Source organism: Bradyrhizobium huanghuaihaiense, assembly GCF_007830635.1.
Lineage (GTDB): Bacteria > Pseudomonadota > Alphaproteobacteria > Rhizobiales > Xanthobacteraceae > Bradyrhizobium > Bradyrhizobium huanghuaihaiense.
In genome coordinates, this window is sequence record NZ_VLLA01000017.1 from 35,428 (window position 1) to 49,907 (window position 14,480).

The following is a 14,480-nucleotide window of genomic DNA, read 5'->3' on the forward strand; positions in this document are numbered from 1 at the left end:
AAGATGACCGCCGAAACACATCCGATCGACGCTGTTGTCGCGCGCTCCATCTGCCGACCGATGAGAGCAATCCTCCTCACCAATGCCATTCTCATTCAGCGCAGCTCGGAAGCGACGACTCCTCAGCGGGCCCATTGGTACGGTGTCGAACTGCCGAAGGCTGCGAACCAGCGTTCACACACGCTCATTTTCACCAATTGTGCTTACCCGCCCCGCGCGCATAAAATCCGAAAATGCGTTTACCTAGATCGCGACATGCTCTCATTCCGCGCACGAAAATCTGCTGCGAAATCAATGTTCGCAGCGATATGAGCCGCTGCGGCGTTTTCCGCAGCGGGCCCAACGTCTGCGGTAAAGGTCGAGACCGGCCGGAAAGGCCGACCACCAAAAATGGTCAGGCGACAGCGGATTGATCAATGCTGCCGATCATCGGTCCAACGATGTCGTTGACTTCATCGATGCGTCACGAAACAGGCGTCGAAGGCTGCGTCGATGATCGCGAGCTTGACGGCCTGCGCCCTGTGATATTCGCGGCGGAAGCCTTTCGAGACCCAGAGCCGGGACCTGCCGCGCGCTCCAACCCAGCCAACGCTTCCCATGGACTCCGCCTCGGCGAGCTTGCGGCCCAGTTGTGTCCGCGACAATTTCAGCCGCTGCGCCAGAGCGGAGACCGACGTCACGTCGGTCGTGATACGATCGAGGCTGGCGTCCTCTTCCTCACAGCCGACGATCAGGCGATCCATCAACACGCCCCCCTCGTCGACCCAGGTGAACAGCTTGAACGTCGGTTCGGGTTCGCGAACCATGTGAGACCCGAGCAAGCCGTCGGCAATCAGCGGCTGCATGCGCTGAACGACCTCTGGTCGGGCGGCCAATGTCGCCGAACGGCTTCCGCCATCAAGGCCATCCAGCGTTGCGAGATGCAGCAAATGCCATTGATACAGCGCATCAAGCGCTGCAGGTCCCGGCTCCACCGGGCGATGACGCTTGCCTTCGCTTCCCGCAACATGGCGCACGATGCCGTATTTCAACATCTCCTTGACGAAGGCAGCCGCAGTGTTCCGGCTTGCGATCTGGTGATGCTCGACAAGATCGAGCACACGTGCGGTCAACACTCCGGAGCCAGGGCCGGCCACAGCAACATCCCGGAAGAACTGCGCTACCGCCGCGTGGGCCATCAGCCAGCGCTGCTGCGTTGCAAACAACGATCCCATCCGCGGATCGGCAGCGTTGAGAAGCAAGAGCGCCCAGGCTTGTCCGCGCACGCGGGATTCAAGCGCGGGATTCAGAAGAATGTCGTCCGCATTCAATGCCATCGGGTCTCTCTAATCCAAAGTGTACCGGTGAACGCCGTCGACCGCGCGCGTCACCGGCACATTCAAGTCGCATCAGCCACTACCGCCTTCAGAATGCAAGGCAACAAGGCCCGCGCATTTACTATCGCACCAAGATCAAGAATTCATCGGCGCCGGCCTCCCACCGCGGGACGGCATAGCTCTGCGCGCCGTCGACATGAGCTATCGCTGCCGGCATGGCATGAAGTATGTTGGCATTCCCAATGAGATTCCCCTGAAGGCGCCTGCAATGAATTTCGTCGCATCGACCACTGACGGAACGCAGTGCGGGCTTCCGAAACACCTCAAGGGTCTGGAAGCTCAATCAATCGAGATCATGCGCGAAGTCGTCGCCGAATTCAGACGCCCGGTGATGCTCTATTCGATTGGCAAGGACTCCAGCGTCATGCTGCATTTGGCGCTCAAGGCGTTCCACCCCGCTAAGCTCCCGTTTCCACTTTTGCACGTTGATACGACATGGAAGTTTCACGAGATGATCGCGTTTCGGGACGAGACCGCGCGGCGCCTCGGCATCGAGCTGCTCGTTTACATCAACCAGGATGGTCTTGGCCGCGGCATTTCGCCGATCACATCGGGCTCGACGATCCACACTCAGGTGATGAAGACCGAAGCGCTCAAACAGGCGCTCGATCTCTACGGCTTCGATGCGGCTTTTGGCGGCGCTCGCAGGGACGAAGAGAAGAGCCGGGCCAAGGAGCGCATCTTCTCGTTTCGCTCGCGCGGACATGTCTGGGACCCCCGCAACCAGCGCCCAGAATTGTGGAACCTGTACAACACCCGTGTCGGACCGGGCGAAACCGTTCGCGTTTTCCCGCTATCGAACTGGACCGAACTGGATGTCTGGCACTACATCCATCTGGAAAGTATTCCCGTGGTGCCGCTCTATTTCGCCAAACACCGCCCGGTCGTGGGGCGCGGCGCCTCCTGGATCATGGTCGATGACGAGAGACTGACCCTCAATGCGGACGAGCAGCCGGAATCGCGGCAAGTTCGATTTCGAACGCTGGGTTGCTATCCCCTGACCGGAGCGATCGATTCCAGTGCCACAACGCTGGAAGATATCATCTCGGAAATGAGATCGACGCGGCTCTCGGAGCGGCAGGGTCGCCTGATAGACAGCGACGAATCCGCATCAATGGAGCGAAAGAAGCGCGAAGGCTACTTTTGATGGACAGCCGCGAGTTTCCCGTCGAAGCGCAGAGCAAGGACCTGCTTCGTTTCCTCACCTGTGGATCGGTGGATGACGGAAAGTCCACTCTGATCGGCCGCCTCCTGCATGACTCCAAGCTGATCTTTGAAGATCAACTATCCTCGTTGGCAGCGGAGTCGAAGCGCCACGGCACCACCGGAGACGACATCGACCTTGCACTTCTCACGGATGGGCTCGAAGCCGAACGGGAGCAAGGCATCACGATCGACGTTGCACATCGCTTCTTCAGCACGCCTCGACGTTCTTTCATTGTCGCCGACACACCCGGCCACGAGCAATACACGCGGAATATGGCCACTGGCGCATCGACAGCCGATCTCGCCATTCTCCTGATCGATGCGCGCAAAGGTGTTTTGCCGCAGACCAGACGACACTCCCTGATTTGTTCGCTGCTCGGCATACGTCATGTTGTCCTGGCCGTGAACAAGATTGATCTGATCTCCTATCAAAGCGACATTTTCGTTCGCATTGTCGATGAATACAGAACCTTCGCCGGGGAACTCGGCTTTTCCTCGATCGCACCGATTCCAATCTCGGCCCGACATGGCGACAACGTTACGAAGGTGTCGGACAACACGCCCTGGTTTCGCGGGCCAAGCCTGCTCGACTATATCGAAACCATCGATGTGAGTAGCGACACGATCGAAAGTCCGTTCCGCTTTCCGGTGCAATGGGTCAACCGACCCCATCTTGATTTCAGAGGATACGCCGGCACGGTGGCATCCGGGACAATCAATGCCGGCGACCCCATCGCCGTCGCGAATTCCGGCAGACTCTCAAGGGTGAAGGAACTCTTGACCGCCGAAGGCGCTCAGACCTCCGCCCAGGCCGGTGACGCGATCACGATCACGCTCGCAGACGAGTTGGACATCGCCCGCGGCGATCTCCTGATCAGTCCGGATTCTCCTCCCGAAGTATCGGACCAGTTTGCCGCACATGTCATCTGGATGAGCGACCAGCAACTCATGCCTGGCCGCTCCTATCTGGCCCGCATCGGCACCCGGACGACGCCGGTTACGGTCACCGGGATCAAGTACAAGATTGACGTCAACACGCGCGAACATCTTGCCGCCCGCACCCTCGGCCTCAACGATATCGCGTTCTGCAACCTGTCGACGGACACACCCGTCGCGTTCGACCCGTACGGGCAGAATCGCAAGACTGGATCATTTGTCGTCATCGACCGCTTGACCAATCATACGCTCGGCGCGGGGATGATTGCGTTTGGCCTGCGTCGTGCCACCAATGTCCACTGGCAGGCCACATTGATAGGAAGGTCAGAGCGCGCTGCGCAGAAGCACCAGAAGCCAGCCATCATATGGTTCACTGGCCTGTCGGGTGCCGGCAAGTCGACGATTGCCAACATCGTCGAGCGCCGGCTTCACGCTGGCGGCCACCACACCATGATGCTGGACGGCGACAATCTGCGCCATGGCCTCAGCCGGGACCTCGGTTTCACGGAGGCGGACCGCGTTGAGAATATCCGGCGTGCCGGAGAGGCGGCAAAACTCCTGGTGGATGCAGGCCTGATCGTGCTCTGCTCGTTCATTTCTCCGTACCGCGCCGAGCGGGACATGGTGCGTCGTCTGGTGTCCGATGGAGAGTTCATGGAGGTATTCGTCGACACACCCCTCGACGAATGTGCACGGCGTGATCCAAAGGGCCTCTATGCCAAAGCGAAAGCCGGCAAGATCAAGAATTTTACCGGCTTCGATGCCCCGTACGAACCACCGACAACTCCCGAAATACACCTGCAAACGATTGGTCAGCAGCCCGAGGAGTTGGCGGACCAGATCGTGAAGAAATTGGCCGCACTCGGAATTGTATTCATCTAACAGGCATTGGACCACTTCATCGATGCCCGATTGGCGAGGAGAACACCGGCGGCGGCCGGTAGGGAGCGACGGAAACGCCGAAGTTCCGGCCATACTGTTGCTGGACACCAGGGATGTTGACGATCCCGACCTTGAGGTCGGGCGATCTGGCATCGACGGGCGGCAGATTGATGCTTGGATTGACCCGATCGACCTCCCTCCTGAGCTTCTGGTTGAGGCAGTCCATCGACCGGCTGGATCCGATTTCCACTTCCACGCATCTGTCGGGCGAGGCCGACGTCCGGCTACCGCTCGACGAAGCCGGGGAGCGACCATCAGCAGCGCTTTTCGGCGTGCTGCTGTATCGGAAAACCTCTTGTCAGAAGATCGGCGACGGCATCGAGATCGGCTGTTCCTATCTCACGGCATCGAACCATCGTCTGAACTCTCACTCCTTCTATCCGAGCCGCCTCGTTGTCCCCGGGTTTGGCGAGTGCGCCAGGCGAGCGGATCGAGCGGCAACTCGTCCGTGGCGGCGTGCCGGAATTCCGGCTGCAGCGAGAGCTGCATCTCGCACCGAGCGTGAGCGTCGCTGCGAGACGATGTAGCGCAACCAGTTGCGGTATATGCGCTGGGCCGGAAGACGCCAGACGTTGCTCAGGTCCTTCGTCAGCTGATCGACCGGAAAATCGGCAAAAAGCTCCGGGTTTCTGTCGGAAAGGGCCTTCTGTCGGAAAGCGATCAGCATCTCTTCCGCGCCTTCATTCAAATAGCCTCTCGGTATCGTCGGACAGACTTCGTTTTCCCCCCGGAGGAAACGCCCCATGTCTCTTCGATATTCACCCAGCAGGCTCTGGGTCTCATATTCCGGGTGGCCCTGGAAATGGACAAAAAGGCTGGTCTTCTGCTGCTTGACGAAGCAGTCGGCTCCAGCGTCCGCCGACCAGCTGAGAACCGAGTATCCGCAGTCCGTGAGATCCTCCTCCTGCACCTCGTTCCACCGGGCGTGCGGTATTCGGAAGGTTCTCGGTACATCCTGCATCAAGGGATGATGTCTCGTCTTTGTTTGAGCGAAGACACCGAAGCATTTGGCAGGCAGCTTGTGGCGCGCAACGCCGTCCAGGTGCAGGACGGCTCCATGAACAGCCAGGCAGGAAAGCACCGACGACACGGTATTCTCCCTCGCCCAATCGGCGATCTCGGCGAAGGTGGTCCAATATGGCTCGTCTGTCAGGCTGGCGGCCCTGGGTTCGGCGCCTGTCACGATCACTCCATCCAGGCTCCTGTTCAGCAGATCGCCGATGCCACGGTAGTATCGACGCACGTAGTCACGTCCCCATTCGGAACGGGGGGTCGACTCCATCGTATAGAAGTGCAGCCTGACGCAAACTCGTCCCGCGGCCGCATTCAGCAGGTCGAACAGCTGGCGTTCGGTCGACATCAGGGCAGCATCCGACATGTTGTTGATAAGCCCGATATCGAGACAATCTCCCCGGCTTCCCGGGGGCTCCTTCGCATAGGCGCCGCTCGGTGCCCTGGAGAAGAGATGGTGCTCGTGCGAATCTATATCGATTAGGACAGTCATCCGAATGCCTTCACGGTTGCCGAAACATTCGCGGCGCAGAGCGCCTGATCGAGATCCGCGAGGATGTCGTCGATGTGCTCAATTCCGACGCTCAGCCTGATCATCTCGGGTCGCACGCCGGCCTTCTCCTGCTCTTCGACTGACATTTGCCGGTGCGTTGTCGACGCGGGGTGGCAGGCCAGCGTCTTCGCATCGCCTATGTTGACCAGCCGCTTACAGAGCTTCAGCCTGTCGTAGAACCGCTTGCCCGCCTCGAAGCCTCCGGCGACACCAAACGTCAGCAGCGAACACGCACGACCATCGAGATACTTCTGCGTTAGCGCAAAATAGGGACTGTCGTGGAGGCCCGCGTAATTCACCCACCCGACACGACCGTCGTTGCGCAGGAATCGCGCGACCTTTGCGCCATTCTCGACGTGCCGCTCGATCCGAAGCGCGACGGTTTCGATGCCCTGGAGCAGCAGGAAAGCGTTCATCGGCGCAAGCACGGCACCTGTGGTTCTCTGGGAAACGGCGCGGCAACGCGCGATGTAGGCAGCGGCTCCGTAGCGCTCGGTAAAGACCAGGCCGTGGTACGATTTCTCCGGCTCGTTCATCATCGGGAAGCGCCGACGATGCTCCGTCCAGGGGAACCTGCCGCTGTCGATGATAATTCCACCGAGCGTCGTGCCATGCCCGCCCATGAATTTCGTAAGCGACTCCACAACGATGTCAGCGCCGTACTCGATCGGCCTGAGAAGGATCGGTGTCGGCACGGTGTTGTCGACGATCAGGGGAACGCCGTGCCGGTGCGCCACCTCAGCCATCGCCTGGATGTCGCAGACGTTTCCGGCCGGATTTCCGACGCTCTCACAGAACACTGCCCGTGTATCGTCGTCGATCAGCCGTTCGACGCTCTCCGGCCGGTCGTCTTCCGAAAAGCGGACGGCAATGCCCTGCCTCGGCAGGATGTGCGCGAACAGCGTATGCGTGGTGCCGTAGAGCTGCGGGACCGAGATGATATTGGAGCCCATCTCGGCGATGTTGACGACCGCATAGTTCACCGCGGCCTGCCCACAGGCAACGCTGAGTGCCTCGATGCCTCCTTCAAGAGCGGCAACGCGCTTTTCCAGCACAGCGTTGGTTGGATTGCCGATCCGGGTATAGCGGAAGCCGTCGACTTCGAGGTTGAAGAGCGCCGCTCCATGGTCGGCGCTGTCGAATGCATAGGCGGCCGTCTGGTAGATCGGCACGGCAACGGCCTTCGTTGCCGGATCGTCTTCGAAGCCGCCATGGACGGCGACAGTCTCTCTTCTCATGGTAGCTGGCCCTTCGGCTCTCCTGCCCCGGGCTAGCTCCCGACTTCCCTGGCGCATCGGACCTCCTCGCTTGCTGAAGGTGCTCGGCCGTCGGTCTGCGCGAAGCCCAGCAGTTCGCGCACTGCGGTCGGCCACAGGTCGACGTCTTTGCCGTGGGTATGAAACATGGCGACGGCCAGACGATCCATTCCGAACGCCACGCAGGCTGTGTGGGCCGGCTCGGAGGCTGCATCGACAATGCCCCAGGTCGTGCCGAAATGATCCCGATGGTAGTTGAAGCTCATGCAGGCAGTCGGTTGCTCCTCGGAGCGCAGCGGCACCAGCAGTTCGAACTTCAGCGACTGCTGCTTCTGGCTTACCGCCATCATCTGGCCGACCCGGCCGAAGAACGGGTCGTTGGCATGGTCGACCCTGAAGGTTAGCCCGAGATCCCGTGCAATCGTCTGCGCACGTATGATCCAACGCTCCCGGAACGCCGAGACGTGATCCGCACTGCCGATGCAGACGAATTCCCGCATTCGGAAGGACTGCAGCCGGTCGAGGTGGCGTGAAGGTTCGCGGCGGAAACAGTCGGCGGCCACGTCGAAGCTCCAGCCGCCGGCCGGCACGGGCCCTCGGCTCGCCGCGATCGGATAGACCGGATAGCAGGCGGCCGGCGACAGCACGAGGTCGGCGGGCGATAGCGACGTGGTCCAGTCGCCGCCGGCATCGAAGCGGCTGACCGCCGCGTCAATCTCGCTTTCCATGCCGTGCAAGCCACAGACGCAGCCGAGGAGATTGGGAAAGCTCTTCAGGTAACCCGACCTCTCGAGCTGGGCGCGATTCATGACGGGCGGAAAACGCATCACCTCGGTGTTCGGGTCGCGATTCCGTGAGATCACCGCGGCGATCCGCTCCACGACGTCTTCGTAGAGCGCGGTGCGGCCATAGACGCCGGGAGATCCCATCTCGTGGAAAAGCGCATCGGCAAGATGGTCCAACGGATCGGCTTTAGGTTGAGTGGAGAGCGCCGGTGCTTCAACAATGGCGAAGTTCATCAGGCCTTTCCTTTCAGAAAAAAATCAATCGCACAGAGAGTCAGGAATCGTGCTCATGAGCGTCGCCGGCCCGATGCTGGCGAGGATGCGATCGTTGTTGATCATGATCGGAGCGGAAAGCACGTCCCGCAGGTGGCGTCCGATACTTACGTCGGTGTCGTTGCGGTAACCGGACAGGCCGCAGGTGCGCATCGCGTGCATGACGGTCGTAACCGCAAGCTCGGAGGCCTCCACCTTGAGAAGATTGATCGAGGACTGGAAGTCCACGGACGACAGCGCGCGCACGTCTCGTCCGCGGGCTTCGTAGAACTGCAGACTAGCCGCAATGACGGCGCGCAATTTCGTCAGGGTCATCCTGGCGGCGGTGAAGTGCGCCGCGGCAGGAGGCGTATTGCCGCCCGACCCGCGAGCGGCCTTGCGGACGAAGAGCTGCGCCCGGTCCACCGCCGCCGCCGCGATTCCCGCCCAGACCGAAGACCAGCACAGATGAGCGACGGGCGTCATCGTCTGCGCATGGATCTTTTCGTATGCCACGGGGAATATCTGGTCCGCAGTTCCCCGGAAATCCAGCTTGAAGCCTGCGCTGCAGGTCCCGCGCATGCCGAGCGTCTCCCAACCCAGAGTGCGCTCCAACGTATAATTGTCACGGGTGATGGCCAGCAGCACTTGATCGGATCCGGCAGCGGATTCGGAGCGGCGGGCGACAGTGATGATGCCGTCCGCCTCGGCGCCGTACGAAATCACCGTCGCATCGCGCACCAGCGAAATCTCGGTGCCTGCGCGCTCCACTGCGGCGGAGCTGAAGCGTATGTTTCCGCCGTTCTGACCTTCGGTGGTCGACGATGCCAGCAGCAGCTGCTCGGCAGCCACGCGTCGCATGAGACCTTCGTGCCACCCGCTATCCGCCCCGTGGCGAACCAGGCACGCGACCTTGGTCTGATGCATCGCAAAGATCATCCCGACCGAAGCGCAGGCCCGGCCGAGCGCGTAGCACATGTCGGCGACCTCGGAAATCGACGCCCCCTCCCCGCCGAACTCGATCGGAATCTGAGCTCCCAGAAGTCTTTCCTTCCGCGCCGCGTCGATCGCCGTCCGCGGAAAGCGCGCCTCGCGATCGACCCCTTCTGCCTCCGCCGCAGCGACCTCCGCGACATTTGCCGTTCGCCGTTGGAACGAGGATTCGGCGGGAGAGAAGGCAATTCGACCAATTTCGGTGGCGCTGTTGCGGAACTGAACTTCCTGCACAGTCATGGGCCAGAGCCTCCCGCTTCATGGTTGTCATGATTGGACGTTGCGAGCCGGGTCGAGACGGATTCCGATGAAAAGCCGACAACTAACCCACTTCCCTCGCCGCGTCGTTGGCGCAGAAGTGGGTATCAGGAAGCTTCCGCTCCCGGGCGAGGTACCTCTGAAGCAGAGCTATTGGCCGAAGTTACAGTTGGGTATCGTCGCCCTTCATGTGATCACGCCTGGCCACGGCAGGAGACCGGCTGAAATGCACGACTTTGCCGTCAACGTTCAGAACCGCGTTCTATCGGTCGTCAGGAGCGTCCTCCAGCAGAACGCAATCATCGCTGAGGTCCACCCGGAGTCGCGACTCGTGGACATTGGGCTGAGCTCGATGGGCATGGTCGAGTTGATGCTCAAGGTCGAAGCCGAGTTCGATCTCATCCTTCCCCAACTCGAGATCACACCCGAAAACTTCCAATCGGTGAAGGCGATGGAGCGGATGATCCTCAACCAGCTCGGATCCGGGTCGGGATGAAGCCAGTTGAACAAAGGTTGTGCTTCGAGAGCCAAGCGAGCCGCATCGAGCGGGTGCGCGAGGATACCGATCCAGCCCGGCCGCATGAGCAATCCATAAACAAAGCCGCGATTCAGCACGCGACCAGACGCGAGGCTCCGCGCCGCTCCGCCGCCAAGACCTGGCTGCAAGCCATCGCACTGACCGCACGGCTCGAAGCCCAGCCGCATCGTCTGTTCGCCGACATCGTCGAGGATTGGGCACAACGGCAGCCCGGGCGGCCCGCCTTGCTCTCGGATGGCCAATCCTTCACCTACGGCGAACTCACCGACCGGATCAACCGGTATGCGCGTTGGGCACGGCACCTTGGCCTTCAGGAGGGCCGCACCGTCTGCCTCCTTGCACCGAACCGGCCGGACTATCTCGCCTGCTGGCTCGGTATCAGCAGCGTCGGCGGAACGGTGGCGCTGATCAACACCAGGCTGGTCGGCCGGTCGCTCGCCCACTGTATCGATGTCGCTCATGCCGATCACCTCATCCTGGCTGCCGATTGCGTGGACGCCTTCGAGGGCGCCCGTCCCCACCTGCACCGCGTGCCGCAATGCTGGAGCCTTGGCACCGGCGATCGACGCGACGATCTGGATGCGGCGCTCGCCGCCTTCGAACCACGACCGCTGTCCTCCGCCGAACGTGGCGACGTCACGATCGATGAACGCGCGCTCCTCATTTACACCTCGGGCACCACCGGCCTGCCGAAGGCGGCGAACGTCAGTCATCGCCGCGTTCTTGCCTGGGGCGGGTGGTTTGCCGGACTGACGGACGCGTCCACCGACGATCGCCTCTACGATTGCCTGCCGCTCCATCACGCCGTGGGTGGCGTCGCGGCTCCCTGCAGCATGCTCTGCGCGGGCGGTTCTGTCGCGATTGCGGAGAAATTTTCCGCCGGCAGATTCTGGCGCGACATCGAGCGCTTCGACTGTACCGTCTTCCAGTACATTGGCGAGCTCTGCCGCTATTTGCTGAAGGCGCCAGCATCCGAACAAGAGACGCGGCACCGGCTGCGGCTGGCTGTCGGCAACGGATTGCGCCGCGACATCTGGGAGACGTTCGCCAACCGGTTCGCGATTCCGCAGATCCTCGAATTCTATGCCGCAACCGAAGGCAATTTTTCGCTGTTCAACGTGGATGGAAAGCCGGGTGCGATCGGCCGAATACCGCCGGTTCTGGCGCATCGCTTTCCAACCTCGATCGTCAAGGTCGATGCTGACAGCGGCAGCCCAGTCCGTAACGAGGCCGGGCTCTGCATCGCGTGCGCCCCCGGCGAGACCGGCGAGGCTGTCGGACGTATTGGCAAGGCCAATTCCGACGGCCGCCCTTTCGAGGGCTACACGGATCCTGCCGAGACCAAGAAGAAGATTTTACGCGACGTCTTCGCAATGGGGGATGCCTGGTTCCGCAGTGGAGATCTGATGATGCGCGACGCGCAGGGCTACCTCCACTTCATCGACCGCGTCGGCGACACCTTTCGCTGGAAGGGCGAGAACGTCGCAACCAGCGAGGTGAGCGACGCAATCGCGGACTGCCCCGGCGTTCTCGACGCCTCGACGTATGGAGTTGCGGTGTCCGGGACCGACGGCCGCGCCGGCATGGTGGCCCTAGTGGTGGACCCAAATTTCGATTTCGGAATACTCAGAGAACATCTTTCGTGTCGCCTGCCGCCTTACGCAATCCCGGCTTTCGTCAGGTTATGCCCGGCGCTGGATACGACCGACACTTTCAGGAAGAAGAAGCAGCGATTGATCAGCGAGGGGTTCGATCCTTCGGTCGTAGGTGATCCCCTGTTCGTGCGCGATCCAGCAACCGGTCGCTATCGTTCGATCGACCGGGCCGTCTACGCGCGCATCATCGAGGGCGCAATCAGGCTCTAACATCGGCCCGGAAGCCGAAATGGGAGGTGTTTATCATGTCGGTCAGAACGAAGATCTTCTCCGCGATGAAGCAGATCGCCGAAGAACAGAAAGTCACGCTTCCACCGCTTCAGGACGACCTGTCCCTGAACGAAACCGGATTCGATTCGCTGGCTTTCGCCATCCTGGTTGCAAGGCTGGAGGACGAACTCGGCGCCGATCCCTTCACTGTCGCCGAGGATGCAGCCTTCCCGTCTACCCTTGGCGAATTCATCAGAGCCTACGAGAATGTTCCCGCCTGACAGCATCGCGCTGCGCCACTACCTTGGCCGGGGGCCGAAAGACCGCACGATTTCCGATGCCCGGCACAGTGTATTGCTGACCGACATTATCGAGCACAGCGGCCTGACTGGCGGATGTTGCGAGTTATCCGGTCGCTCGGTGCTGATTGCGACATCGCGACAGCTGTTCGCCGCGCTTGCAATGATCGAGCTCGACGGCGTCGCACGCCGCATGCTTCTATGCCCGCCCGATCTCGATTGGGAGCGCCTGCAGGCTCTGGTTGAGCAGGCCGGGATCGACACCATCGTCACCGATCAACCGCTATCCGGATACTGTGCTGAACGATGCAGTGTTCTCGGCATCGACCTGCCTGAACGGAGGGCCGCAGGACGGACGGTCGATCATGCGACTGAATGGTTAATGCTGACCTCGGGGACGTCGGGGCTGCCGAAGATCGTCCGACATACACTCGACGGGCTCGCCGGCGCGATAATTGCCGAGGGGCCTGCGCGTCACAGTGACGCAATCTGGGCAACGTTCTACGATATCCGCCGCTATGGCGGCCTGCAGATCCTCCTGCGAGCCGTAATCGGCGGTGGATCGATGGTGCTATCCGAGCCCGGGGAAACCATCGCGGCTCATGTGGCGCGGCTGCGCGCCGGCGGCGTCAGCCACATCTCCGGCACACCGTCGCACTGGCGCAAGCTCCTGATGAGCGGCACGGCCGCCAACTTTTCGCCGCGCTATATCCGCTTGTCCGGCGAAATTGCTGATCAGGCCGTGCTCGACGGCTTGGCCCAGGCATTTCCGCACGCGTCGATCGGGCATGCCTATGCCTCAACAGAAGCCGGAGTCGGATTTAGCGTCGACGACGGGCGCGAGGGGTTTCCCGCTCACCTGATCGGGAGAAATCGGGACGGCGTGGAAATGAAGGTCGTCGAAGGCTCGTTGCGGATCCGCTCCAAGCGTACTGCGCGCGCCTATGTCGGCGCCGATGCGCTGCCGCTCGCCGACGCGGAGGGCTTCGTCGATACTGGCGATATCGTCGAGTTGCGCGGCGATCGATACCATTTCGTCGGCCGGCGAGGCGGCATTATCAATATCGGCGGGCTGAAGGTGCATCCGGAAGAGGTGGAGGCCGTGATCAATCGTCACGCCTGCGTTCAGATGTCGCGGGCGCGATCGCGCAGGAGCCCGATCACGGGCGCCATCGTGGTTGCCGATGTCGTCCTCACGGGCGGCACCGATGAGAAGCGCCACGAGACCATCCGCGCAGAGATACTCAGCCGATGCAAGGACGGCCTGGCCGCATGGAAGGTTCCCGCGGTGATCCGTTTCGTCGAGCGGCTCGAGGTCACGGCAGCGGGGAAACTGGCGCGCACCGATGCGTAACGTCGTCACCGGCGGCAGCCGCGGTATCGGCCTGATCGCTCGCCGCAGCGCGCTACGCCACCTGCCCGAGGCTGACGACGTTGCTTCCGTGGTCGAATATCTTCTCGGTGAAGGAGGCCGGAACATCACCGGCACCCTGGTAACAGTCGACGCTGGTAACACCGCCTCACTGCTCGATATATTTATCGGCGACCTGGCGCTAGCGCCACGTCAAGTTGGATGCCCCTCCCCGCAGCCTGGACGCAGCTTGCGCGGTTCAACTCAGCGACACCCCGTCAGATGCCCAAGCATCGTGTTGCAGGCGTTCTCGGCCTCCGCAAGAGTTAGAAATGCCGAACCACCGATCTTGATCGCGCCGTTGCCCCCATAGAGCGGCCGCCACGACGCCACATAGCCCGCGCGTCCATGAAAACCGGCGCCAACCGGGCTCTCGTATGTGATGACAAACGAAAAGCCGTCGCCGGTCGCGCTCCAGATTTCCATGTCCTCGACGGCACGGTGAAACTCGAGGGACATTTAGCTGCGCCCCATACTGGCCTTCATCTGAACCACAGAGTTATCGTCCTGCCGGCAAGGCCCGAAGGGAGAACGGCCCTGACCACTGGGGGGGCAGGAAGGAAGGCCAGGGCCGCCGCTCCGCAGTTGCCGAGTTCCAATCGGCATATCTCTGCGATGCTATCTCGAGCCGTTCGCATAGCCCGTGACGACGCTTTACCTGACAGCGGACCACTACGATCGACCCAGAGCCGCAGATGATGAATGAATAGCCCTCTCTCTCCTTGCATTGGCTGCCATTCCGGATGAACTGACAGTCCTGACGGATTACCCCATTGAGCTTGCGATGGACGCCGAAGTC

At 61.5% G+C, this 14,480-nt stretch carries 14 protein-coding genes and 1 pseudogene; 8 read left to right on the forward strand and 7 right to left on the reverse strand.

Going from position 1 to position 14,480, the window contains the following annotated elements; translation table 11 throughout:
• Positions 1-3: 3 nt before the first annotated feature.
• Positions 4-312: a hypothetical protein gene (locus tag IQ16_RS28740; RefSeq protein WP_145831886.1), complete on the forward strand. Its 309-nt coding sequence runs from the start codon at positions 4-6 to the stop codon at positions 310-312.
• Between the two features lie 140 nt (positions 313-452).
• On the opposite strand, the gene IQ16_RS28745 is transcribed toward IQ16_RS28740, so the two are convergent.
• Positions 453-1,316, reverse strand: a complete 864-nt coding sequence (locus IQ16_RS28745; RefSeq protein WP_018642969.1) for a hypothetical protein — start codon at positions 1,314-1,316, stop codon at positions 453-455.
• 268 nt (positions 1,317-1,584) lie between these two features.
• Between IQ16_RS28745 and cysD the strand changes: the two genes are divergently transcribed.
• Together cysD and cysN are read left to right on the forward strand one after the other, a co-directional pair.
• Positions 1,585-2,523, forward strand: coding sequence for a sulfate adenylyltransferase subunit CysD (cysD, locus tag IQ16_RS28750; protein ID WP_018642971.1), 939 nt, complete (start codon positions 1,585-1,587; stop codon positions 2,521-2,523).
• Positions 2,523-4,400 carry a sulfate adenylyltransferase subunit CysN gene (cysN, locus tag IQ16_RS28755; protein ID WP_018642973.1) on the forward strand — a complete coding sequence of 626 codons (1,878 nt, stop codon included), beginning with the start codon at positions 2,523-2,525 and terminating at the stop codon, positions 4,398-4,400. Before cysD ends, cysN begins: the two co-directional genes overlap by 1 nt.
• A gap of 16 nt (positions 4,401-4,416) precedes the next feature.
• Here the strand turns inward: cysN and IQ16_RS28760 are convergent, their stop codons facing one another.
• The 5 genes from IQ16_RS28760 to IQ16_RS28780 all read right to left on the reverse strand — a co-directional run bounded on the left by IQ16_RS28760 (position 4,417) and on the right by IQ16_RS28780 (position 9,550).
• The gene (locus tag IQ16_RS28760) at positions 4,417-4,656 is read right to left on the reverse strand and encodes a hypothetical protein (RefSeq protein ID WP_244635878.1); all 240 of its coding nucleotides are present in this window, start codon (positions 4,654-4,656) and stop codon (positions 4,417-4,419) included.
• Between the two features lie 180 nt (positions 4,657-4,836).
• Complete coding sequence (gene metA / locus IQ16_RS28765) at positions 4,837-5,964, reverse strand: homoserine O-succinyltransferase MetA (protein ID WP_018642975.1); 1,128 nt, start codon at positions 5,962-5,964, stop codon at positions 4,837-4,839.
• Positions 5,961-7,262, reverse strand: a complete 1,302-nt coding sequence (locus IQ16_RS28770; RefSeq protein WP_018642976.1) for an O-acetylhomoserine aminocarboxypropyltransferase/cysteine synthase family protein — start codon at positions 7,260-7,262, stop codon at positions 5,961-5,963. Before IQ16_RS28770 ends, metA begins: the two co-directional genes overlap by 4 nt.
• Before the next feature lie 32 nt (positions 7,263-7,294).
• On the reverse strand, positions 7,295-8,299 hold the full coding sequence (locus IQ16_RS28775) for an amino acid--[acyl-carrier-protein] ligase (protein ID WP_018642977.1): 1,005 nt from the start codon (positions 8,297-8,299) through the stop codon (positions 7,295-7,297).
• A 24-nt stretch (positions 8,300-8,323) separates the two neighbouring features.
• Complete coding sequence (locus tag IQ16_RS28780; RefSeq protein ID WP_018642978.1) at positions 8,324-9,550, reverse strand: acyl-CoA dehydrogenase family protein; 1,227 nt, start codon at positions 9,548-9,550, stop codon at positions 8,324-8,326.
• A gap of 244 nt (positions 9,551-9,794) precedes the next feature.
• Between IQ16_RS28780 and IQ16_RS28785 the strand changes: the two genes are divergently transcribed.
• The 5 genes and pseudogenes from IQ16_RS28785 to IQ16_RS46670 all read left to right on the forward strand — a co-directional run.
• Positions 9,795-10,064 (forward strand): phosphopantetheine-binding protein, encoded by a 270-nt coding sequence (locus tag IQ16_RS28785; RefSeq protein ID WP_026311989.1) that lies wholly within the window; start codon positions 9,795-9,797, stop codon positions 10,062-10,064.
• Positions 10,061-11,971 carry a long-chain-acyl-CoA synthetase gene (locus tag IQ16_RS28790; RefSeq protein WP_080648055.1) on the forward strand — a complete coding sequence of 637 codons (1,911 nt, stop codon included), beginning with the start codon at positions 10,061-10,063 and terminating at the stop codon, positions 11,969-11,971. The genes IQ16_RS28785 and IQ16_RS28790 overlap by 4 nt, the downstream gene beginning before the upstream one ends.
• Before the next feature lie 35 nt (positions 11,972-12,006).
• Complete coding sequence (locus IQ16_RS28795) at positions 12,007-12,252, forward strand: acyl carrier protein (protein ID WP_018642981.1); 246 nt, start codon at positions 12,007-12,009, stop codon at positions 12,250-12,252.
• Positions 12,239-13,624 (forward strand): class I adenylate-forming enzyme family protein, encoded by a 1,386-nt coding sequence (locus IQ16_RS28800; RefSeq protein WP_018642982.1) that lies wholly within the window; start codon positions 12,239-12,241, stop codon positions 13,622-13,624. Before IQ16_RS28795 ends, IQ16_RS28800 begins: the two co-directional genes overlap by 14 nt.
• A gap of 34 nt (positions 13,625-13,658) precedes the next feature.
• Positions 13,659-13,790: pseudogene (locus IQ16_RS46670) on the forward strand (SDR family NAD(P)-dependent oxidoreductase); the annotation flags it as partial.
• A 95-nt stretch (positions 13,791-13,885) separates the two neighbouring features.
• Here IQ16_RS46670 and IQ16_RS28810 read toward each other — a convergent pair.
• Positions 13,886-14,140: a hypothetical protein gene (locus tag IQ16_RS28810; RefSeq protein WP_018642983.1), complete on the reverse strand. Its 255-nt coding sequence runs from the start codon at positions 14,138-14,140 to the stop codon at positions 13,886-13,888.
• Positions 14,141-14,480 lie beyond the last annotated feature (340 nt).

What these genes read in the sequence shown, in the direction of transcription:
- IQ16_RS28740 (WP_145831886.1), top strand. Translation starts at nt 4, where the DNA reads ATGACCGCCGAAACACATCCGATCGACGCTGTTGTCGCGCGCTCCATC.
- IQ16_RS28745 (WP_018642969.1), bottom strand. Translation starts at nt 1,316, where the DNA reads ATGGCATTGAATGCGGACGACATTCTTCTGAATCCCGCGCTTGAATCC.
- cysD (WP_018642971.1), top strand. Translation starts at nt 1,585, where the DNA reads ATGAATTTCGTCGCATCGACCACTGACGGAACGCAGTGCGGGCTTCCG.
- cysN (WP_018642973.1), top strand. Translation starts at nt 2,523, where the DNA reads ATGGACAGCCGCGAGTTTCCCGTCGAAGCGCAGAGCAAGGACCTGCTT.
- metA (WP_018642975.1), bottom strand. Translation starts at nt 5,964, where the DNA reads ATGACTGTCCTAATCGATATAGATTCGCACGAGCACCATCTCTTCTCC.
- IQ16_RS28770 (WP_018642976.1), bottom strand. Translation starts at nt 7,262, where the DNA reads ATGAGAAGAGAGACTGTCGCCGTCCATGGCGGCTTCGAAGACGATCCG.
- IQ16_RS28775 (WP_018642977.1), bottom strand. Translation starts at nt 8,299, where the DNA reads ATGAACTTCGCCATTGTTGAAGCACCGGCGCTCTCCACTCAACCTAAA.
- IQ16_RS28780 (WP_018642978.1), bottom strand. Translation starts at nt 9,550, where the DNA reads ATGACTGTGCAGGAAGTTCAGTTCCGCAACAGCGCCACCGAAATTGGT.
- IQ16_RS28785 (WP_026311989.1), top strand. Translation starts at nt 9,795, where the DNA reads ATGCACGACTTTGCCGTCAACGTTCAGAACCGCGTTCTATCGGTCGTC.
- IQ16_RS28790 (WP_080648055.1), top strand. Translation starts at nt 10,061, where the DNA reads ATGAAGCCAGTTGAACAAAGGTTGTGCTTCGAGAGCCAAGCGAGCCGC.
- IQ16_RS28795 (WP_018642981.1), top strand. Translation starts at nt 12,007, where the DNA reads ATGTCGGTCAGAACGAAGATCTTCTCCGCGATGAAGCAGATCGCCGAA.
- IQ16_RS28800 (WP_018642982.1), top strand. Translation starts at nt 12,239, where the DNA reads ATGTTCCCGCCTGACAGCATCGCGCTGCGCCACTACCTTGGCCGGGGG.
- IQ16_RS28810 (WP_018642983.1), bottom strand. Translation starts at nt 14,140, where the DNA reads ATGTCCCTCGAGTTTCACCGTGCCGTCGAGGACATGGAAATCTGGAGC.